15 protein-coding genes and 1 pseudogene are annotated in these 21,775 nt (G+C 62.9%); 11 read left to right on the top strand and 5 right to left on the bottom strand.

Annotation, left to right across the window (positions count from 1 at the left end):
* Window positions 1-53 precede the first annotated feature (53 nt).
* Complete coding sequence (locus AB0O81_RS03020) at window positions 54-2,957, top strand: FtsK/SpoIIIE domain-containing protein (RefSeq protein WP_363581108.1); 2,904 nt, start codon at window positions 54-56, stop codon at window positions 2,955-2,957.
* A gap of 9 nt (window positions 2,958-2,966) precedes the next feature.
* Window positions 2,967-4,469, top strand: a complete 1,503-nt coding sequence (locus AB0O81_RS03015; protein WP_363581106.1) for an APC family permease — start codon at window positions 2,967-2,969, stop codon at window positions 4,467-4,469.
* A gap of 14 nt (window positions 4,470-4,483) precedes the next feature.
* Here AB0O81_RS03015 and ald read toward each other — a convergent pair.
* Window positions 4,484-5,600 (bottom strand): annotated as a pseudogene (gene ald, locus AB0O81_RS03010) (alanine dehydrogenase).
* A 55-nt stretch (window positions 5,601-5,655) separates the two neighbouring features.
* Window positions 5,656-6,645 (bottom strand): asparaginase, encoded by a 990-nt coding sequence (locus AB0O81_RS03005; RefSeq protein WP_363581104.1) that lies wholly within the window; start codon window positions 6,643-6,645, stop codon window positions 5,656-5,658.
* 52 nt (window positions 6,646-6,697) lie between these two features.
* Between AB0O81_RS03005 and AB0O81_RS03000 the strand changes: the two genes are divergently transcribed.
* Entirely contained in the window at window positions 6,698-7,183 is a 486-nt protein-coding gene (locus AB0O81_RS03000) for an OsmC family protein (protein WP_363581102.1), read from the top strand.
* On the opposite strand, the gene AB0O81_RS02995 is transcribed toward AB0O81_RS03000, so the two are convergent.
* Window positions 7,152-7,868, bottom strand: a complete 717-nt coding sequence (locus AB0O81_RS02995; RefSeq protein ID WP_363581753.1) for a lysophospholipid acyltransferase family protein — start codon at window positions 7,866-7,868, stop codon at window positions 7,152-7,154. The genes AB0O81_RS03000 and AB0O81_RS02995 overlap by 32 nt on opposite strands.
* 230 nt (window positions 7,869-8,098) lie before the next feature.
* Between AB0O81_RS02995 and AB0O81_RS02990 the strand changes: the two genes are divergently transcribed.
* Window positions 8,099-9,043: an FKBP-type peptidyl-prolyl cis-trans isomerase gene (locus tag AB0O81_RS02990; RefSeq protein ID WP_363581100.1), complete on the top strand. Its 945-nt coding sequence runs from the start codon at window positions 8,099-8,101 to the stop codon at window positions 9,041-9,043.
* Window positions 9,044-9,071: 28 nt separating this feature from the next.
* Entirely contained in the window at window positions 9,072-10,163 is a 1,092-nt protein-coding gene (gene dxr / locus AB0O81_RS02985; protein ID WP_363581098.1) for a 1-deoxy-D-xylulose-5-phosphate reductoisomerase, read from the top strand.
* Window positions 10,164-10,177: 14 nt separating this feature from the next.
* Here the strand turns inward: dxr and AB0O81_RS02980 are convergent, their stop codons facing one another.
* Window positions 10,178-11,833, bottom strand: coding sequence for a UDP-N-acetylmuramoyl-L-alanyl-D-glutamate--2,6-diaminopimelate ligase (locus AB0O81_RS02980; RefSeq protein WP_363581096.1), 1,656 nt, complete (start codon window positions 11,831-11,833; stop codon window positions 10,178-10,180).
* A 190-nt stretch (window positions 11,834-12,023) separates the two neighbouring features.
* Here AB0O81_RS02980 and AB0O81_RS02975 point away from each other — a divergent pair, with 190 nt between their 5' ends.
* Window positions 12,024-13,343 (top strand): site-2 protease family protein, encoded by a 1,320-nt coding sequence (locus AB0O81_RS02975; protein ID WP_363581094.1) that lies wholly within the window; start codon window positions 12,024-12,026, stop codon window positions 13,341-13,343.
* A 19-nt stretch (window positions 13,344-13,362) separates the two neighbouring features.
* On the opposite strand, the gene AB0O81_RS02970 is transcribed toward AB0O81_RS02975, so the two are convergent.
* A complete protein-coding gene (locus AB0O81_RS02970) occupies window positions 13,363-15,309 on the bottom strand; it encodes a chorismate-binding protein (protein ID WP_363581092.1) in 1,947 nt (648 codons plus the stop codon).
* 242 nt (window positions 15,310-15,551) lie between these two features.
* On the opposite strand from AB0O81_RS02970, the gene ispG reads away from it, so the two are divergent.
* The 5 genes from ispG to AB0O81_RS02945 are packed head-to-tail and all read left to right on the top strand — an operon-like array spanning window position 15,552 to window position 21,733.
* On the top strand, window positions 15,552-16,682 hold the full coding sequence (ispG, locus tag AB0O81_RS02965; protein ID WP_363581751.1) for a flavodoxin-dependent (E)-4-hydroxy-3-methylbut-2-enyl-diphosphate synthase: 1,131 nt from the start codon (window positions 15,552-15,554) through the stop codon (window positions 16,680-16,682).
* 4 nt (window positions 16,683-16,686) lie between these two features.
* Complete coding sequence (locus tag AB0O81_RS02960) at window positions 16,687-17,565, top strand: phosphotransferase (protein WP_363581090.1); 879 nt, start codon at window positions 16,687-16,689, stop codon at window positions 17,563-17,565.
* Window positions 17,566-17,614: 49 nt separating this feature from the next.
* Window positions 17,615-18,796, top strand: a complete 1,182-nt coding sequence (locus AB0O81_RS02955) for a benzoate/H(+) symporter BenE family transporter (protein WP_363581088.1) — start codon at window positions 17,615-17,617, stop codon at window positions 18,794-18,796.
* A gap of 25 nt (window positions 18,797-18,821) precedes the next feature.
* Window positions 18,822-20,618, top strand: a complete 1,797-nt coding sequence (locus AB0O81_RS02950; protein WP_363581086.1) for a proline--tRNA ligase — start codon at window positions 18,822-18,824, stop codon at window positions 20,616-20,618.
* 59 nt (window positions 20,619-20,677) lie between these two features.
* Window positions 20,678-21,733, top strand: a complete 1,056-nt coding sequence (locus AB0O81_RS02945; protein WP_363581084.1) for a TIGR00730 family Rossman fold protein — start codon at window positions 20,678-20,680, stop codon at window positions 21,731-21,733.
* Window positions 21,734-21,775 lie beyond the last annotated feature (42 nt).

Genomic DNA, 21,775 nt, shown 5'->3' with positions numbered 1-21,775 from the left:
ACATGGCGACTGCGGCACCGATAGCGGGTGGCTTTGTGCGCTGAACTCAAGGAGTGCCGAACACCTTTCTCGCTGAACCGATCGCTCGAGTGCCTCGTCACCTGTCTCGAGGGGCAACGCCGAGGGGCGAAGCCTCCGATCATGTGGCTCGCGAGCCGGTCGGACACGAGATCATCGACGAAGACGCGCTGAGGCTGCCAGCGAAGTGGGCCGCGCCGACGCGTCCGCCGATCCCGGTGGTGGCTTCAGTCGTTCCGCTCATGGGAGCCATCGTGCTCTGGCTCGTCACGGGATCACCGATGATGTTGTGGTTCGCATTGCTCGGCCCGCTCATCGCTGTCGGATCAATGATCGATGGCAAGCGCGCCGCGCGCCGCGCGCGTCGCCAGGCGGAAATCGATGCCGCGCAACAACGCGAACGCGTGGCAGAGACCGTCACCAGGTGGCAGGCACGCGAGCGTGCGAAGCTCTGGGCACGGCACCCCGATGTTGCGTTGCTGATGCAACGCGACGCTGAGATTTGGCGGGCAGCGGCGGGGCGAGACGATGCACTCGTGCTGGGCGCGGCCCGTGTGCCCAGCGGTCTTCGCGTCAGCGGGGGAGAGGGTGACCCGCTCTCCGCACGCTTGCGCACCGAAGCCGCGTGGATCACTCAGTCGCCTCTTGTGGTGCAGGCAAGTGGCGGCGCGGTAGCGGTCGGTCCACCTGTACTCGCCAGTGCAGTGCAGCGCGCATGGGCGATTCAGCTGTGCGCGGCCCTGCCGCCGGGTGAGCTGCGAATCGTGGGACCGTTGCGAGGAGACCTTGAGTGGGCAGCCGAACTGCCTCATCGCAGGTCGACGAGCGGCATGGCGCTTGCGCTCATCGGCCCTGGCGAGCAACCGCCCACCGAAGCTGAGATTGTGCTGGCGCGCTCACTCCCCGGGGAGCCGTTGCCACCGAGGTGCGCCGCAGTGCTGGAGCTTGAGACGCTCTCCCGCGCGCATCTCGATCTGGCGGGGGAGAGGTTCGCAATAGAGCCGGAGGGCATCGCGCTGGAACAGGCGCAAACGATCGCCAGCATGCTCAATCACCGCGCTGCCGGTGCATGGGGCTTCTCGAGAGACGAAACGCCGCTGTTTCTGCATGCCCTCCCGGCTTTGCCTCCGGCCATAACGTCGAGCGGCTTGGCGGTGGCAATCGGTGCGGACGCTGGCGAAGCGGCTGTCGTCGATCTGGTTTCAGACGGTCCGCATGCGGTTGTCGCGGGGGTGACAGGGTCTGGCAAGAGCGAACTGCTCATCACCTGGATACTCGCGCTGTGCTCTAAGCGTTCGACGGCAGAGGTCAACTTTCTCCTCGCCGACTTCAAAGGCGGCACGGCGTTTGACTGCCTTGAGGGAGTGCCACACGTCACAGGCGTCATCACCGACCTTGACGGTGCGGGCGCAAGACGGGCCATTCAAAGTCTGCGCGCAGAAGTGCGCTGGCGTGAGGCCGCGATCGCCAGCGTCGGTGCGCGAGACATTCTTGACCCTCGCGTGACGCTGCCGCGATTGGTGGTGGTGGTCGATGAGTTCGCTGCGCTGCTAGGGGATCATCCAGAGTTGCATGCTGTGTTCACGGATGTCGCCGCACGTGGCCGTGCACTGGGGGTGCATCTCATCTTGGGCACTCAACGTGCGGCTGGAGTGGTGCGCGACAGCCTGCTTGCCAACTGCCCGTTGCGGATCAGCTTGAGAGTGACGGACGGAGCTGACAGTCGCGCGCTCATCGGTGTCGAAGACGCTGCCATGCTGCCCGGTGGTGTCGAGGGTCGAGGAATTGCGTTGATTCGCCGCGCGTCTGATTCTCGCCCACGCAAGGCAAGGATCGCGCTGTCGCAGCCTAGCGATATCGCGCTCGCGCGTGATGTCACTGCCGCGCTTCCGCGACGTCCCTGGCTTCCCGCGCTTCCCGCTCAGCTCAGCTTGGCAGAGCTGCTGCATGGTGGCGCGAGCGCAGCGATCACGCTCGGTCTGCTCGACGAGCCTGAACGCCAGCGTCAACGACCCATGACACTCGATGTCACAGACAGAGCCATCCTCATGATCGGCGGCGCCGGAAGCGGCAAGACCAACGCGCTTGAGGTGATTGCTGCGCAGGTCGAGGGACAACTGATTCGAATCCCGAACGATCCAGAGTCCGCGTGGGATGCGCTAGCCGCTCTTGTCGAGCAGCGCATCGAGCCCGGCACGGTGATACTGATCGATGACCTCGACTTGGTTCCCACTCGCTTCGGCGCCGAGTACGCGCATGCCGCGCTTGAGTGCATCGAAGAGCTGGTGCGCACGGCCGGCGCCCGCGGCATTCTTGTGGCCGCGTCGGCTCACCGTCTACTAGGGTCGGTGGCGCGCATCGCTGAACTCTTTCCACGGCGCATTCTGCTACCGCTGCCATCGCGGGCTGATCATCTGGCTGCGGGCGGATCTCCCGAACACTATGCGCCCGATGCTCCGGCAGGACGTGGACGCGTCGGCGGCGTCATGGTTCAAATCGCGACTGTCCCCGAGCCGTCCACCGCCCCGATCCCAACACTGAAGCAGGCATGGATGCCAACTGCCAATCTGACGGGCTATGTTGCGCGCCGTTCACCTGCAGCTCGGGATGCCATCTCGCACTGGCAGTCGGTAGGAGTTCGAGTGGCCTCGCTCGACGACTACGTCGCCCACCCCGAAGTCACCGCAGACGCCCGTGTCGTCGTTGCTGGTGAACCCGACGAGTGGCAACGGCACTGGCGCATGCTGTCGCAGATCCGCGGCGATCACGACCTTGTGATCGACGCGTCGTGCGCCGCTGAGTTTCGCGTGCTGACCGGGTGGCGAGCGCTTCCGCCCTACGTTGAACCGGGCCGCGCGCGTGCGTGGTTGACGGCGTCGGGGGGTGATCCTCAGCGAATCACTCTGCCGACTATTGACCAGCGACCAGCGCACCCATAACGTCAGGTTGTGGCTACATCCCCAATCAATCTGGATCACCCGCAGGGCAAGGGTCTTGCAACCGGCACGCTCGGTCTGTGGGGGTCGACGGTAATCGGTCTCGCGTCAACCGCGCCGGTCTATTCGCTGGTGGCAACACTGGGCTGGGTCGTGTTGGCCGTGGGTGCTCAGGCACCCATCGCGTTTGTGCTTGCGTTCATCCCGATGCTGTTTATTGCATTCGCATACCGCGAGCTCAACAACGCCGTGCCAGACTGCGGAACGACGTTCACGTGGGGGACGAAGGCATTCGGCCCATGGGTGGGCTGGATGGGCGGCTGGGGTGTTGCCGTTGCGGGAATGGTGGTGCTCGCGAACCTCGCACAGATTGCGGGTATCTATTTCTGGTCACTGTTCGGTGATGGCTCTCTGGCAGAGAACGTGCCACTCGTCACCGCGACCGGGGTGGTCTTCATCGCTTCGATGACGTGGGTGAGCTGGCGAGGGGTCGAGATCGGCGAGCGCATCCAGAACATCCTGCTCGGCATCCAGTACCTGGCGCTGGCGATCTTCGTGATTGCGGCGTTGTGGCAATACTTCACCGGGTCCGCGCCCAACCCGACGGCTTTCAGCTGGGAGTGGTTCAACCCGCTGGGCTTCACCGACTGGAGCGCATTTACCGAGGCTGTGCTTCTCGCGCTCTTCATCTACTGGGGCTGGGATACCTGTCTCGCTCTCAACGAAGAGACCAAAGACCCCAAGCGCATTCCGGGGCGGGCGGCGCTGTTGACCACGGTAATTCTGCTGTTCACGTACGTGGGTGTGACAGTCGCCGCGATGATGTACGCGGGCCTCGGCGACGACGCCACAGGCCTGGGCAATGAGGCGATCGCTGATGACTTCTTCCTTGCGATCAAAGATGGGCTCCTGGGACCCTTCGGCTGGGTGCTGCTGGTTGCGGTCATGATCTCCGCAGTTTCTTCAACGCAGACGACCATCCTTCCGACCGCACGCGGCACCCTGTCGATGGCCGCCTATCGGGCGTTGCCGAAGCGGTTCATGACGGTGCACCCGCGCTACAAGACCCCATCGTTTTCGACCCTCGTGATGGGCATCGTCGCGAGCCTCTACTACATCGGCATGACGCTCATCAGCGACAACATCTTGCAAGACTCGATCCTGTCGCTCGGCCTCGCAATCGCCTTCTACTACGCGATCACCGGCTATGCCAGCGTATGGTTCTTCCGGCGAGAGCTCTTGCGCTCCGGTCGCAACTTTGTCTACAAAGGTCTGCTGCCACTGCTCGGCGCTTTGATGCTCACGCTGGCGTTCGTACAATCCGCGATCGATATGTTCGATGTCGACTACGGCTACACCGTGCTCTTCGGTGTAGGCGGAACCTTCGTTCTGGGGGTTGGGTCGCTTGCCTTCGGCGTTGTGCTCATGCTGGTGTGGTTTATGTTTTCCAGCTCCAAGCCATTCTTCCGGGGCGAGAGCCTCAACGCAGACACCGAGGTGCTCGTGCCCGAGTAGATCAGCGAGAGCGGCTAGGCCAGAGCATCGTCCAACGAACCGAGCGGCATGTCGTGGGCAGCGGCGACTCCTGCGTTCACAACTGTTCCACCACAGGTATTCAGCCCGGCAGCAAGGCCTGAATCGGCTCGCAATGCCTCTTTGGGGCCTCGACCAGCGAGCTGACGGATATACGGCAACGTGGCGTTGGTGAGCGCCGACGTCGAAGTGTTGGGAACTGCGCCGGGCATGTTAGCCACGCAATAGAACACGCTTGAGTGCACCATGAACGTAGGCTCGGCGTGTGTTGTCGGGCGCGTGTCGGCGAAGCATCCCCCCCTGATCGACGGCGATGTCGACCAGAACTGACCCCGGCCGCATTCGCGAAACCATATCGTTGGTCACAAGCTTGGGAGCTTTTGCGCCCGGGATGAGCACTGAGCCCACGACGAGATCCGAAGCGGTCACGGCACGGTCAAGATCCAAGGGGTTGGATGCTGCAGTCTTCACCCGGCCCCGAAAGTGGTCGTCTAAGTAGCGCAACCGGTGCAGGTTGGTGTCAAAGACTGTTACATCCGCTCCCATCCCTACGGCCACTACTGCGGCATTGGCGCCAGCAACCCCGCCACCGATGATCGTCACGGTTGCGGGTCTGGTTCCGGGAACCCCAGACATCAGCAGACCTAGTCCGCCCGCGGATCGCAACAGCGTGGCGGCCCCGACCATCGGTGCCAGCCGGCCAGCAACCTCGCTCATCGGAGCGAGCAGGGGTAGCCCACCGCTCGCGGCCTGCACTGTCTCGTAGGCGATCGCAGTAATGCCCGACTGGGAAAGACTCTCGGTGAGGGGGCGATCGGCCGCAAGGTGCAAGTAGGTGAACAGCACCAGGTCGTCGCGAAAGTGGCCGTACTCGCTCGCTATCGGCTCCTTGACTTTCAGCAGCAGCTCGGCGTGATTCCACACTTCGGCGGCGTCATCGAGCAACGTCGCTCCGGCCGCCTCGTACTCGGCGTCTGGCATTGACGAGCCCGCACCAGCACCGCGTTGCACGAACACCTCGTGGCCGGCGACAGCCAGGTCGTGAACACCTGCGGGCGTGAGCGCCACCCGGTACTCGTTGTTCTTGACCTCTGTAGGAACACTGATTCTCATGGCCCGATCCGTTCCGCTCCGCCGTTGGAGCGCCGGCTCCCTGTGGGGAGCGTGTCTAAAAGGCGGGGCGGATGGCCCCGACATCTTGGCCGCCGCCGGCAATCGACAGCGAAAGGTGCGCGATGGTGTCATCAACGGCTGACTTGTCCAGAGCGCCGGCGCGCTCGAGCAGGCGCAGCGCGACCGCGGTCGCAGCGCGGCCATTGCCGTCGAGGATCTTCGCAGCCACGGTCGACCCGTCGGGCGCCACCATCACCATGACGCCCTCGGCTCCGTGTTTGGTGAAAACTCCCAGCCGTTCGGTGGCGATGGTGTCGGGCAAGCCAGGGCCCTGGATGGTCCAGGGATTCTGCCGTACGGCCTGAACAAGAGCTCCAGCACTGCGGTGCAATGCAAACGGCGACGTGACAGCGGAATTGCCGAGGCGGTGTATCGCCCGCGCTAGACCGAAAAGCGTGGTGGCATACACCGGTGCGCCGCACCCATCGATGGCAGTGGCTGCGGCCTTCTCGCCAACGAGTCGTTCGACCACTTCGCGAATATGCGCCTGTAGGGGGTGATCAAGCTCAAGATAGCTCGCGGTATCCCAGCCGTTTGTCGCGCAAGCCAGCAGCATTGCGGCGTGCTTGCCCGAGCAGTTCATACGAATCGATGATTTGTCGCTGTGCTCGCGCACCATCGTGTCGCGCGTTGCCCGATCACCCGGCCACGCCGCCGGGCAGCCGAGGTCGTTCTCGCCCAATCCCGCCGAACCGAGAATCTCGCGAACAACAGCGACATGACGATCCGTCCCGGCGTGACTGGCAGTTGCTAAGCCGAGACGTTCGCCCTCGAGTGGTGCTCCCGCGGCCAGGCAGGCGAGAGCCTGTAGCGGTTTCATGCTCGAGCGCGGCAGTACTAGTGCGGTGGGGTCACCGAGCTTGTGAATGATCGTCCCGTCGGGTGCGAGCACGATGGCTGCGCCCGCATGTCGGGACTCGATGAACCCGCTTCGTTCGACGACGGCGAGTTCCACAGCATCGGCTACGGCGAGAGTCTGCGGCACCCCGCTAGCCTACCGCCGCAGGCCCCTGCTGTGTCATGACAGACTGTGCACCATGTTGGGTGAGCATCGATACTCCGTCCGAACCACCTGGACGGGTGACCGCGGCTCGGGTACATCCGGGTATCGCGACTACGACCGAGCAGTTACTCTCTCGGTGTCTGGCAAACCTGAGTTGCTGGCATCGGCTGACAAGCCGTTTCGGGGCGATGCGACCAAGTGGAACCCCGAGGACCTATTGCTTTCGGCTCTCAGCGAATGCCATCTGCTCTCGTACCTTCATGCCTGCGTGAAGAGCGGGGTGGTGGTGGTGGGTTACGAAGACAACGCAACCGCAGTCCTCGCCGAGGATGGCCGCGGAGGAGGGGCGTTTCGTGAAGTCGTCTTGCATCCTCACGTCACGATTGAATCGGAGTCGATGAGGGATGCTGCCGCCGCCGCCCACGCGCAAGCCAACGAATGGTGTTTCATTGCGAATTCGGTGAATTTCCCCGTCCGCCATGAGGCGACTATCGCCGTTCGTGGGGAAGAACCTGTCTGATTCTCTCGATCGGTGTGTGCGCGGGAGCCTCGTTGTAGGCGTTGGCGAGCTCCTGGCCTGACAGCGAGTGGATGGCGGCCATGATGTCATCGGTTGCCAGGCGGCGGGCGCGACCCGACGTTGGCGGACCATGGTGAGCAAGCTCGAGCGGTTCGCCGAACCGGACGGTGATGCGGTGCTTGACCGAGGGCATCTTCGCGCCGACGGGCATCACAAGATCAGTGCCTACCAGGCCGACGGGAACGACGGGCGCGCCCGTCTGCAGAGCAAGAAAGGCAACACCGGTGCGCCCCTTGTACAAACGACCGTCGAGAGAACGGGTGCCCTCGGGATACAGCGCCACCGCGCGGTCTTGATCGAGCAGGCGGCGCTGCTGGTCGAGGGCGTCCAGGGCGGCTTTTCCTGCTCCTCGCTGCACCGGGATCGCACCGATCGCGCTGAAGAACTGGTTCGACACCCAACCTTTGAAACCGGGCCCCTCAAAGTAGCTCGATTTAGCAAGAAAATGCACCGGCCGTGGCGCCGCCACGGGAATGGCGATCGAGTCGATGAACGACAGGTGATTGCTGGCGAAAATAACCGGACCCGACTTCGGAACGTGACCGCGACCTTCGATACGCGGTCGGTAGATAAGTCGAGCCAACGGCGTGATCACCATTCGGCCCATGGCGTACGTCGCGCCCATGCGCGTTACTTCCACATCGGTGTCGCCTGATTCTTCAGGTTTGGGTGCGATGACCGGCTCTTCGGGGGCCGACGATGCACCCGAATTCTCGGCCGCGGCAGAAGAGTCAGGAGTCACCCATCGAGGCTACATGCGATTTCATTCCTATTACGGCACGTATGTATTCAGCCGAGAGATAGAAACGTGCGAGAGAATGAGGTTTCACCCCCAATTGACTATGAGGTTTATTCGTGCGTATTCGCCCGTTCGCCGCCGCGTCTGTTGCCGCACTTTCTATTGTGCTGCTCGCCGGATGTACATCGACCACCGACGCAGAGACCGACGCGTCGACTTCGACCGATACCGCAACTGATTTGTGCAGTGCCGCAGTATCTTCGGGGTCTGCCACCGACGCGCTCGTTGTCGAAGGCGAGGTTGGTGAAGAGTCGACTCTGGTGTTCGATACCCCCCTCGAGGTGGACGAACTGCAGAGGTCGGTCGTCGAGGAAGGGTCAGGCGATCCCGTTTCTGACGGCGACCTCGTCGTATACGCGCTCTCAGCATTTGACGCCGAGACTGGCGAAAGCCTGGGTGCATTCGGCTACGACACTGCCGCATTGCCCCAGCAGATTTCTGCTGACAACCCCCTCGGTCAACTGCTCGGCTGCGCAACGCCGGGAACCCGCGTTGTCGCCGCATTCCCGGCCGCAGACGACGGCACAACGACTGCCGAGGCCTACATCATCGATCTCATCGACGTCGCGCCCGGCGCTGCCTGGGGCGAGCCTCAGGACCCGGTAGACGGCATGCCGACCGTTGAGCTCGCTGAAGACGGCGCGCCAGCCATCACGGTGCCCGATGCTGATGCTCCGACCGAGGTAGAGATCGAAACCCTCAAACTCGGCGACGGTGCGGTCGTCGCCGAGGGCGACACCGTGCTCGTTCACTACACCGGTGTGAAGTGGTCTGACGGATCTGTCTTTGACTCCAGCTGGGAGAGCGGCACACCCGCATCGTTCCAGACCACGGGCGTTGTTGCGGGGTTCCAGCAGGCGCTGGAGGGACAGACTGTTGGTTCTCAGGTGCTCGTCGTGATTCCGCCGGAGTTCGGCTACGGCGAGTCGGAAGGCCACGAATTGCAAGATGAGACGCTCGTGTTCGTGGTTGACATTCTGGGAACGCAGCCCATCCTCTAGGTCTTCGACGGCTGATTAGGCTGAGGGTATGCGACGCATCCTCATCCTTGGCTCCACGGGTTCGATCGGAACACAAGCGCTCGATGTCATTCGAGCGAATGCGGGCCGGTTCGAAGTCGTGGGGCTTGCCGCGGGCTCCAATCGCGATGCTCTTCAGGCCCAAGCCGCCGAGTTCGGCGTAGAGCATGTTGCGCTCGGCGCGCTCGAGGCCGAACAGCTCGTGCGCGACGTCGAGGCCGATGTTGTGCTTAACGGCATCACCGGCTCGGTGGGACTCGGGCCGACGCTAGCGGCACTTGAGTGCGGCCGCACGCTTGCCCTTGCGAACAAAGAATCTTTGATCGTCGGTGGCGACCTCGTCACGGCCCTCGCCGCACCGGGCCAGCTCGTCCCGGTTGACTCTGAGCACTCGGCAATCGCGCAGGCGCTGCGCGCCGGCGACAATTTTGAGGTGCGACGGCTCGTGCTCACCGCCTCTGGGGGACCGTTCCGCGGGCGCAACTACGAATCGCTGGCGGCGGTGACTCCCGCCGAGGCGCTCGCGCACCCGACCTGGCAGATGGGGCGTGTTGTCACGACCAACTCGGCGACGCTGGTGAACAAAGGCCTCGAGGTGATCGAAGCGCACCTGCTGTTCGACGTTGCCTACGGCGATATCGACGTGGTGGTGCACCCTCAATCGATCGTGCACTCTATGGTCGAATTCAACGACGGTTCGACGATCGCGCAGGCGTCTCCGCCCGACATGCGCCTGCCGATATCACTCGGACTCGATTGGCCGCACCGGGTTTCGGGCGTGGGGCATCCCTTGGACTGGACGACAGCGACCGCATGGACTTTCGAGCCCCTGGATGAGGTGGCGTTTCCTGCAGTGCGGCTTGCAAAAAGTGTGGGACGTGCGCGCCGCACCTTTCCCGCCGTATTCAACGCGGCGAACGAGCAAGCGGTTGATGCGTTCCACGACGGAAAACTTCCGTTCACCGGGATCGTCGAAACCGTGCAGCGCGTCGTCGATGACCATGAGGCGCCAGCGGAGCTCACTCGTGAGTCCCTCGCGGAAGCTGAGCGCTGGGCACGCGAGCATGCGGACGCCGCCATCGAGGCGTTCGCCACGCGGTAACCGTGCCTGAGCGGCTAGTAGAGCGGACGCGTGGGATCTGACAGCGGGGTCTCATCGGCGGGATAGGGAACCGGCCATACCGAATCGGGAACGTCCCAGCCAGCGGCTTGGAGCGCACGGCGTGACAGCTCACGAGCCGAATATGGCTGTCGAGTGCCACGAACATCTCGGTAATCCTGGTGGCCTGGCCCCGCCCAAAGAATCGCGTCGCCGTCGCCGACTAGCGCGATCGCTTCGAGAATGGCCCGCTCGGGCGGCGAATACTCGCGAATATCCGCGTCTGGGCGAGCCCGACGAGCGCCTTCGATGAGCGTGGCGCGTATCGAATCGGGCTCTTCATTGCGGGGATGATGGTCGGTGACGATCAGAATGTCACTGCCGTCCACCGCGGTTCGACCCATGTCGTAACGCTTGGTCGCGTCACGATCGCCGTCAGCTCCGAACAACATGACAACTTTGCCCGGGGTGACACGACGCACCGCGGCGAGGGTCTTCTCGAATGCATCGGGGGAGTGCCCGAAGTCGACGTATACCGCCGGGCCTGCGTCTCCAGAGACGCGCTGGGTGCGACCGGGAAGATACGCGTCAATACGTGACCCATCGAGCGCCTCGACCAGTCGCTCCCACGCATAGCCGCCTTCAAGGATCATCACAATCGCGAGGCCTGCATTGGCCGCCATGTGGCGACCGATGACGGGAACGGTTGTGGTCAGAGTGCGACCGTCGCGACCGCGTAGCGTGAACTCGGTGCCATCCTGTCGCTCCTCGCGGATATCGACTATCCAGTCTGCATTGCTCGCGGCAGCCGCGTTCTCGGCGATAGCCGGGGTGCCGACAGTGACCGTCGGCACTTCGCTGCGTGCGACGATTTCCTCGCCGGATGGCGCGTCGACGCAAACAACGGCACGGCGCGCGCGATCGGAGCGGAACAGCGGGATTTTGGCTTCGAAGTACTCGCGCATATCTGCGTAGTCATCGAGATGATCATGGGTCAGATTGGTGAAGCCGGCAACGTCGAACATGATTCCGTCAACGCGGTGTCGCGAAAGCGCCTGTGCGCTCACCTCGACGGCGACAGCTTCGACTCCTCGTTCTCGCATTAGCGCGAGCAGAGCGTGCATTTCGTACGCCTCTGGGGTGGTCAGGCGCGACACGATTACTTCACCGGCGATATGACGCTCGGCGGTGGAAGACAACCCTGTCGTGGCGCCCAGCTGGCCGAGGATGCCTTCGAGCAGATGAGAGACGCTCGTCTTGCCATTTGTGCCCGTCGTCGCCAACAGAATTGGCAGGTCGTCTGCAGGCCCGGTCGAGTACACCCAGGCCGATAACTCGCCCAAGACGCCGCGTGGATCGTCTACCAGCACCACGGGCAGTCCCGATTGCTCCGCAATGTCGGCGCCGCTTGAATCCGTGACAACGGCGACGGCTCCTCGAGCCGCAGCCTGCACAGCGAACTCGGCGCCGTGGCGGTTCACACCTTTGACCGCAACGAACACATCGCCGGGACGCAGATCTGCGGTCGCGAGGGTGATGCCGCTCAGCGTGACACCCGACACGGTCCCACGAACTTCGGTGCCGAAATGCGCGGCAAGGTCGCTCAGCTGGTGTGTCGGCGGTGAGGCCGGGCGCAGCACCGGCGGCAGGTTCGAGGGTGAGTCATTCGACATATCTCGTCTATTCTCTCATCCCGACTGAAGTGAATCTGATCGCAATTACGGTGGGATGGCGCCTGCGCGTGGATATCCTCCTCACCATTTTCATGGGGTCACTCTGCTCGTCGTGCGCGTGTTCCGCGTCTCACGCAGGCGATGTCGCGGACACGGCCAACTCGTAGGTTTGTGCAGGTACCGTGAGCGTGTGGAAGTCATTGCGTTCATCATCGGTGTCGTTCTCATGGTCGTGGGCCTAGCTGTGTCGATCGCGTTGCACGAGATTGGCCACCTGGTACCGGCAAAGAAGTTTGGTGTTCGGGTCGGACAGTACATGGTCGGCTTCGGGCCGACGCTGTGGTCGAAGCGCAAGGGCGAAACCGAATACGGGGTCAAGGCCATTCCGCTCGGCGGCTACATCTCGATGGCCGGTATGTATCCGCCCTCTCCGAACTCGGCTCGCGCAGGCCGCGCTGGCGGCGGATTCTTCGCCACGATGGTGCAGGACGCCCGAGCAGCCAACGATGAGACGCTGGTCGGCGACGATGACCAGAGAGTGTTCTACAAGCTTCCCGTCTACAAACGCGTGATCATCATGCTCGGCGGACCGTTCATGAACCTGGTGTTGGCGATCGTTTTGTTCACAATTCTGCTTTCGGGGATCGGCGTGCAAACCGCGACCACGACAATCGGTTCGGTGAGCGAGTGCATACCCGCAGATAGCACCCGCACCGAATGCGTGGACTCTGATCCGGCGGCGCCCGCAGCGGCGGCAGGACTGCAGGCTGGCGACGAGATCATCGCTATCAACGGCGCCGAGATCTCGACCTTCACTGAGGTGTCGACCGCGGTGCGAGACTCCGCGGATGAACCCATCGAGGTTGTCGTGCTGCGAGACGACGCCGAGTACACCATAGTGCTGACCCCCGCCGCAGTAGAACGACAAGTGGTGGATGCTGATGGCCTTCCCGTTGTCGACGCGAACGGTGAGCCCGAGACGTCGGTTGTGGGCATCGTGGGAATCAGCCCGGTAGTGGATTTTCAGCGTCAGCCAGTGTGGAGCGGCGCCCAGATGGCGGCAACCAACGTAGGCGCAGTTGCGGGCATCATCTGGCAGCTGCCGGTAAGGATCTGGGAGACAGGTGTTGACACTGTCACGGGGCAAGAGCGAGACCCCGACGGCCCGCTGAGCGTTGTCGGTGTCAGCGTTATCGCGGGCGAAGTCGCAGCCGCCGAGGCGCCCATTTTGAATCGTGTTTCGGCGTTGCTGTCATTGCTCGCATCGCTCAACATTGCCCTGTTCGTGTTCAACCTGGTGCCGTTGCTGCCGCTGGATGGCGGTCACATCGCGGTAGCGCTGTGGGACGGCGTCAAACGCATGTGGGCGAAGATCTTCCGTTTGCCGCCGCCGAAGCCTGTCGATGCGACCAAGCTCGTACCGGTGACGTTTGTTGTCGTAGTGGCACTGATTGCAATGGGCGCCGTGCTGATTCTGTCTGACTTGATCAACCCGATGTCGTTGTTCTGAGCGACGCGTTCGGATTTGGCTAGGCAGAAACCGGCTTGAGCGCCTGGCCTACCAGTCGTTCGAGGGTTGCCATGCCATCACGCGACAGGATCGACTCGAGGTGCCCCTGCACCGAGGCGAAAGCGGGCCCGCGCAACGCATACACGGACCCAGCCGCGTCGGCCGCAATCTCAGCTTCATCGACATGCGTTGTGCCGGGAGAAACCTGAGCGGTGAACGTATTGTAGAAGCCGATTGAGGCGTCCACACCGAAGATGTCGACCGACTTCTGCAGACCCTGGTGCGGAGTAGCCAGCGGAGCCAGGTCGATTCCGAGCGAGTCAGCCAGCACCTGGTGGCTCAAGCAGACCGCGAGAAGCGGGGAGTGATTCTCACGCCGTCGCGCGACGATCTCGCGCACTCGCTGCATGCGGGGGCTGTCTGGATCACGAGGGTCGCCCGGTCCGGGGCCCGAGACCACCAGCTCGGCTGCATCGATCTGCTCGTCGGTGACGCTGTCCCATGGCGCAATCTGCACGCTCAGACCGAGGTGGCGCAGCTGGTGGGCGAGCATCGTCGTGAAGCGGTCTTCGGCATCGACGACCACCGCGCGATGCCCGGCGAACGGACCAGCGCCGTCGCGCCCTTGAGGGTTCAGCCAGAACGCGGCAAGACGAGAGTTGCGTGAGGCGAGTAGCGTGCTGATAGTTGGATCCTCAGCGAGGGTTCTCGGTTGGAGTGCGGGAGCATCCTCGTCGATCGCGTCGACGCTGACTGCTGTCGCTGCGCTGATCGGTGCCATGGCGTTGTCGAGCTCGATCGCACCGATAGCGCCGAGAACGCCGGCCGCCTTTCCATGCGTCTCGCCGACCTCGCCGTACGGATCGGAATGGCGCACGAGCGTGGCGCCCACTGGCACGCGCAAACGCCCGTCTTCGAGATAGGCGGTGCGAATGAGAATCGGCGCATCTAGATCGTGGGTAGCTTCGTCAGCCGCGGGATTCTCGCGAGGCGTGAACAATGCAGCGACGCCAGAATAATATCCGCGTGCGGTCGACTCGTGGCGGGTGATGACCGTGCACGCGTTCTGCATGGGAGAACCGGTGACCGTGGGGGCGAACATCGTCTCGCGCAGAATATCGCGCGGGTCGAGCTTGCTGCGTCCTCGCAGCACATACTCGGTGTGTGTCAGTCTCGACATCACCTTCAACTGCGGACCGGTGATGCGACCACCATCTGAGCACACGGCGCTCATCATCTTGAGTTCTTCGTCGACGACCATGAAGAGCTCTTCCGTTTCTTTGGTCGACTCGAGAAAGTCCGTCAGCGTTTCTGCGGTCGCCCCACCGGCAGGGTGACGAAAAGTTCCCGAAATCGGGTTCATCGTCACGACGCCGCTCTGAGCGCTGACGTGAGCTTCGGGGCTGGCTCCCACGGCGACATGACCGTCCGTAACGATCGCGAACGTCCAGTACGCGCCACGTTCATGCTCAAGCAGCGCCTTGAACCAAGTGAGCGCCGCTGTTGCGGCATCGGCAGTGACGGCCGCAACAAAGTCTCGACGAATGACAAAATTGGCGCCTTCGCCCTGGCCGATTTCCTCCGAGATTACCCGGCGCACGATGTCGGCGTAGTCCTCATCGTCGATATCGAAGCCCGCGTCGGCAAGAGCGATGGTCTCAGAGGGGAGCGCGTCGATGACGTCTGCGCGGTTGAGTGTGATGTGATCTGTCACCACGATGCAGCGCAGCGGGGCGCCATCGTCGTGGCATTCGAAACCGCGTTCGCGCACCTGGCGAAACGGCACGAGCGCTAGAACCTCTCGCGGCGTGCCCCGCCCGTCGACGAGAGGAATGTCAGCAAGCAGCTCAACGTCAACAACATCGCCGAGGAGGAGTTCGACGGTGGACTCATCGCGTGAGATGAGTGCGAATGGCGTGCCGTTTGCTGCTAGCTCGCGGAGAGAGAAGGGGGTATACCCGGTCATCGTCGGTCTTTCGTCGTGGGGGCGGCCGCCCTACGAAAAAGACCGCCCGTGGGCGGTCTGTAGTCGCACAAACCCACCGCTTATACGGTGAGCCACCAGGAAGTGTGCGCGGACATGGGGCGAACTTACCACAAGCGTGAAGGTCGGTACGTTTGCGTGGAATCTGCATGACAAGGTGCGCTTCCCAGCACACACGCGATTGTGCGGCGTAGGCTGGGGGAGTGCCAGCCGTGAATCTGGGGATGCCCAAAGCTCCCGTAGTCCTCGCCCCCCGCCGTAAGAGCCGACAGATCAAGGTCGGCAAAGTACTGGTGGGTGGCAGCGCCCCCGTAAGCGTTCAGTCGATGACGACCACGCCGACGACGAACATCAATGCCACTCTGCAGCAGATCGCGGAACTCACCGCTTCTGGGTGTGAAATTGTGCGCGTCGCGGTGCCGACTCAAGAAGATGCTGATGTGTTGCACATCATCGCGGCGAAAAGCCAGATTCCGGTGATCGCCGACATTCACTTCCAGCCGAAGTACGTGTTTCAGGCCATCGACGCAGGGTGCGCTGCGGTGCGTGTCAATCCGGGAAACATCCGCAAGTTCGACGACCAGGTTGGTCAGATCGCTGCGGCGGCAAAAGCAGCCGAAGTGTCTTTGCGCATCGGAGTGAACGCAGGCTCGTTGGATCGTCGCATTCTCGAGAAGTATGGCAAGGCGACTCCCGAGGGGCTCATGGAGAGCGCCGTGTGGGAAGCATCCCTCTTCGAAGAGCACGACTTCCACGACTTCAAAATCTCGGTCAAGCACAACGATCCGGTTGTGATGGTCAAGGCCTACCGGCTGCTCGCAGAGCGCGGTGAGTGGCCCCTTCACCTCGGTGTCACCGAAGCAGGACCTGCGTTTCAAGGCACGATCAAGAGTGCAACCGCTTTTGGCATCCTGCTCGGTGAGGGCATCGGAGACACGATTCGTGTCTCGCTCTCGGCACCGCCAGCCGAAGAAGTCAAGGTGGGGCACCAGATCCTGCAGTCGCTGAATCTCCGCGAACGCAAGCTCGAGATCGTTTCATGTCCCTCGTGCGGCCGCGCCCAAGTCGACGTGTACACCTTGGCCGAAGATGTGACCGAGGGCCTCAAAGACATGACAGTGCCGCTGCGTGTCGCCGTCATGGGGTGCGTCGTGAACGGCCCCGGCGAGGCGCGAGAGGCAGACCTCGGCGTTGCTTCCGGTAACGGCAAGGGGCAGATTTTCGTCAAAGGAGAGGTAATCAAGACCGTTCCCGAATCTGAGATCGTCGCCACGCTCATCGAAGAGGCGCGTCGCATCGCTGATGAGATGGGTCCAGACGCCACTCCAGGAACCGCGCAGGTGATCACCGCTTAATCTCATGTCTGCACCAGATCCACTCTTCGCTGTTTCCCGCTCCACGCGACTGTCGCCTCGACAGCGCACACTGATCGAACAGTGGGAGCCCACCGCTGAACTCGTTGCAGACCTAAGTTGGAGATTGGGCGGTACAACGGTGTTGCTTGCTCGAGCCGGAGACACCGAAATCGTGGTGAAGGCCGGTGAGCGTGGCGATCACAACGTCACTCGAGAGATCGAAGGACGCCAGCACTGGGCAGACGTATGGGTTGAGCTTGGCGTCGCAGCCAAGACTTTTCATGCTGACAGCGACGCCAACATTCTGCTTCTTGAGCACCTTCCCGGTGATCTCATCGCCGGCAGCGAAGCAGCGATCGACCCTGAGGTGCATCGGCGCGCTGGCGAGCTGCTGCGAATCTTTCACGACCAGCGTGCGATTGACCCATTCGATAGCGACGAAGAAGAGACCCGGCGCGCCTCAGCATGGCTCGACTCCGCGCATCGTATCGATGCCGACGCAGTGCAGCGGCTGCGATACGCGCTCAGCGTGCTTCCCGGAGTCACCGCTCCGCTCGTGCCAACCCACGGCGACTTTCAGCCCCGCAACTGGTTGCTTGACGACGGCGAGGTGCGTTTCGTTGATTTCGGTCGGTTCGGGCACCGCCCCGCAGCGACGGACTTCGCGCGCATGGCAGCGCAGGAGTGGCTGCAGAATCCTGCCTGCGAGACGGCCTTCATAGAGGGCTATGGCATCGACCCTCGCGATGACCAGGAATGGCTGACGATTCGCTTGCGCCAAGCGATCGAAACCGCGGCATGGGCCTACCAAGCAGGCGACCCGGCCTTTGAGCAGCAGGGTTTGCGCATGATCGATGAGGTGCTGGCGGACCTGGAGTTTTAGCGCCGCCTGCGCGGCGTAGGAAAGGCCCCAGATCCACTAGCGTGGTCAGGTGAGTGCACCCGCCGCGGACCCGCTGTCGCGACCCATCGTCGCGGGCATAGTCACCGCGCTGGTCGGGTTCACAAGTTCGTTTGCTGTTGTGCTCACCGGCCTCGCTGCCGTTGGGGCCTCGCCCGCACAAGCAGCGAGCGGCTTGCTGGCGTTGAGCCTGATGATGGGGCTGTCGTGCATTGTGCTTGCGTGGCGCTATCGCATGCCGATCACTGTGGCTTGGTCGACTCCCGGCGCTGCACTCCTCGCTGCGACAGGGCTCATCGAGGGTGGCTGGTCGGCGGCCGTCGGAGCATTCCTCGTCGTTGCCGCTCTGATTCTGCTCACCGCCGTGTGGCCGCAGCTCGGTCGCCTGATTGCCCGCATTCCGCCGTCTATCGCCCAGGCAATGTTGGCTGGCGTGCTGCTTCCCCTGTGCCTGGCCCCGGTGAGCGGTGTCGTGACGAATCCGTGGGGCGTACTGCCGGTGATCCTCACCTGGCTGGTTTTCCTGCGCCTTGCGCCGCGATGGGCTGTGCCCCTTGCGTTTGTCGCAGCGTCAATCGTCGTGGGTGTTCACCTCGTGACCAGCCAAACGGTGATTGACTCGACCACCCTCATCCCGGCGTTCGAAATCACCACGCCGACGTTCACGTTCGGGGGCATCGTCGGCATCGCGCTCCCGCTGTTCTTGGTGACGATGGCATCGCAGAATGTTCCAGGCATCGCGATCATGCGCAGCTACGGCTACGAAGTCCCTTGGCGCCCGGCCATGTTCGTCACGGGAGTCGGTACCGCACTGGGTGCACCATTCGGCGGTCACACCATCAACCTCGCGGCCATCAGCGCTGCGCTCGCCGCCGCTCCCGAGGCTGATGCAGACGCGAAACGACGCTGGGTAGCGGGGGTATCGACCGGTGCGACGGCCATGCTGCTCGGCGCAGTGTCAACACTGTTCGTGGCACTCGTGCTGTTGGCACCAGCCGCTGTGATTCCCGCCGTTGCAGGTATCGCCTTGTTCGGAGCTTTTGGTTCGGCGGTGCAACAGGCCATCGATGACCCTGGTGAGCGCATGCCCGCGGTCGTGACTTTTCTTGTCGCGGCATCTGGCGTGGCGATCGCGGGAGTGAGCGCCGCGTTCTGGGCGCTTCTCGTCGGGCTTGTTGTGCGTCTGGCGTTGCACGCTGGCCGCCGCGGTTGAGCGCGCACAACTAGGATGGACGATCGTGGTCACACGTCTTTCGAACTTCTTCCTCCGCACACTCCGCGAAGACCCGGCTGATGCCGAGGTCGCGTCGCACCGACTGCTCGTGCGCGCGGGCTACATTCGCCGCCAAGCGCCCGGTATCTTTGCGTGGTTGCCGCTCGGACTGCGCGTCAAAGCCAAGCTCGAGACCATCATCCGCGAAGAGATGGCGAATGCGGGCGCGTTCGAAGTCCATTTTCCCGCCCTGCTGCCGCGCGAGCCCTACGAGGTCACCGGTCGGTGGGAAGAGTACGGCGATGGCCTCTTCCGCCTGCAAGACCGCAAGGGCTCAGACATGCTCCTTGCGCCCACCCACGAAGAAGTCTTCACGTTGCTGGTGAAAGACCTCTACTCCTCGTACAAGGACCTGCCTCTCACGATCTTCCAGATTCAAGACAAGTATCGCGACGAAGCGCGTCCTCGCGCGGGACTGCTACGCGGACGTGAATTCACGATGAAAGACGCGTACTCGTTCGACGCCTCAGACGAGGGGCTTGACGCGAGCTATATGGCGCAGCGCGATGCCTACGAGCGCATCTTCCAGCGGCTCGGACTTGAGTACGTCATAGTTCAAGCAGACGCCGGAGCTATGGGCGGTTCTCGCTCAGAAGAGTTCCTGCACCCGACGGTTGTCGGCGAAGACACCTTCGTGCGATCGGAGAACGGCTATGCGGCGAACGTGGAAGCATTCACCACGGTGGTTCCCGACAGCATTGACTTCGAGGGGTTCGGAGCGCCGGTGATCTTCGATTCGCCGAACACCCCCACAATTCAGACGCTCGTTGACCACTGCAATGCAGAGCTACCTGCCCCGAGCGCGGGGGTTGCTGGACCCGCGACGGCGGACGTGAGCGAATGGACTGCGGCACACACCCTGAAGAATGTGGTGCTCGCACTCACGCAGCTCGACGGGACCCGTGAACTTGTGGTTGTGGGACTACCCGGTGACCGCGATGTCGACGACAAGCGTGTCGAGGTTGCTTTTGCCCCCGCCACCGTCGAGGCCGCGAACGAGCAGGACTTTGCCAAGTATCCGCAGCTCGTCAAGGGCTACATCGGCCCCTGGTCAGAGGCTGGCGCTGTGCTGGGTGAGGAGTCGACGACGGGGATCCGGTACGTTCTCGACCCGCGAGTGGTCGATGGCACAGCATGGGTCACGGGAGCGAACCTCGACCAGAAGCACGTGCACTCACTGGTAGCGGGCCGCGATTTCACCGCTGACGCCGTTGTTGAGGTCGCCTCGGTACGCGCCGGTGACCCGGCCCCCGACGGTTCGGGACCGGTTGAGCTTGCCCGTGGCATGGAGATCGGACACGTTTTCCAGCTTGGGCGCAAGTACGCCGAGGCGCTCGGGCTCAAAGTGCTCGACGTGAACGGCAAGCTCGTGACCGTGACGATGGGCTCGTACGGCATCGGCGTCACGCGCATTCTCGCGATCATCGCCGAGCTGAACAACGACGAAAAGGGCCTCATCTGGCCCGCTTCTGTCGCACCGTTCGACGTGCACGTCGTCGCCGCAGGGCGGGATCAGGTGGCTTTCGAAGTCGCTGATTCGCTCTCACAAGAACTCGAAGCCGCTGGCATTGACGTTCTCTACGACGACAGACCCAAGGTGTCGCCCGGCGTCAAGTTCGGCGATGCCGAGCTCGTCGGCGTGCCATACATCGTGATTGTGGGCCGCGGCGCCGCGGACGGCCAAGTCGAGCTGTGGAACCGTCAAACCGGTGAGCGCGAGACCATCGCGGTGGGCGACGTGTTCGGTCGTCTGCCCCGCTAGATCGGCGTTCGTTCACGCGTCGTTCGCCGAGAGGACGTTCGGCATGACACGCTTGGTGCATGCCCGATAGCGCATCCGTTCCAGCCGAAGCCACCGATGACCTACGCACGCTCATCGACGACGCGGGGATCACCCGCAACGCCGACCTTGTCGCGCGGATTTTGGCGACCGGCGTGGGTCTGGGGCTCGACGAAGCCGATCGACTTGACCTCAAGATCACCTCGGCTGCATTGACTGAGATGCGGGCAGCATTCAGTCTGTTCGCGCCGTATGTCGGTATTCCGAAGGTCACCATTTTCGGCTCAGCTCGTACAAAATCGCACGATGCGCAGTATCAGCAGGCATCGGCTGTTGCCGCTGTGCTTGCTGACCAAGGCTGGATGGTCGTCACCGGGGCAGGCCCAGGAATCATGCAGGCTGCTGCCGAAGGTGCCGGCGCAGACCGCTCAATCGGCGTTTCGATTCGGTTGCCTTTCGAAGACAAGCCGAACGCGATCATCGCCGGCGGTGCAAACGTTGCGATGAAGTACTTCTTCACGCGCAAGCTCATGCTGGTGAAGGAGTCGCGGGGCTTTGTGTGCGTGCCGGGCGGGTTCGGCACTCTCGATGAGATGTTCGAGTTGCTCACGTTGCAGCAAACGGGCAAGGCAGAGCCCACGCCGATTGTGCTGCTCGACGCACCTGGTGGAACATTCTGGAAGGGGTTGGAAACCTTCATCGATGAGCATCTCATTGCCTCTGGGGTCGTCTCACCGAACGACTTTGATCGTGTTTTTGTCACGGATTCTGTGGATGCTGCCGCAGCCGAGATCACCGGGTTCTGGCGCAACTACGATTCGCTGCGTTGGGTGGACGGTCGGCTGGTGTTGCGGCTCAAGGCCCAGCCGACAGACGCAGAGATAGATTCCCTCAATGAGTCCTTCGCTGACTTGCTGGCGGAAGGCCGTATCGAACGAGGCGCGCCACACCGACACGAGATCACTGACGGTGACAAAGTCGAACTGCCGCGACTGGTTCTTACGCTGAACCAGTTCAAGATCGGCGCACTACATACGCTGATACGCGGCATCAATTCGCTTCAGACCGCGCCTCAGATCGATGCCATAGACCCCTGAATCCTCGCGGTCTCGCAGAGAGCCAGGGTCGCGGTCCTGGAT

This window comes from Microbacterium sp. NPDC076911 (assembly GCF_040687125.1).
GTDB lineage: Bacteria > Actinomycetota > Actinomycetes > Actinomycetales > Microbacteriaceae > Microbacterium.
This window is presented reverse-complemented; position numbering and strand designations above follow the sequence as displayed.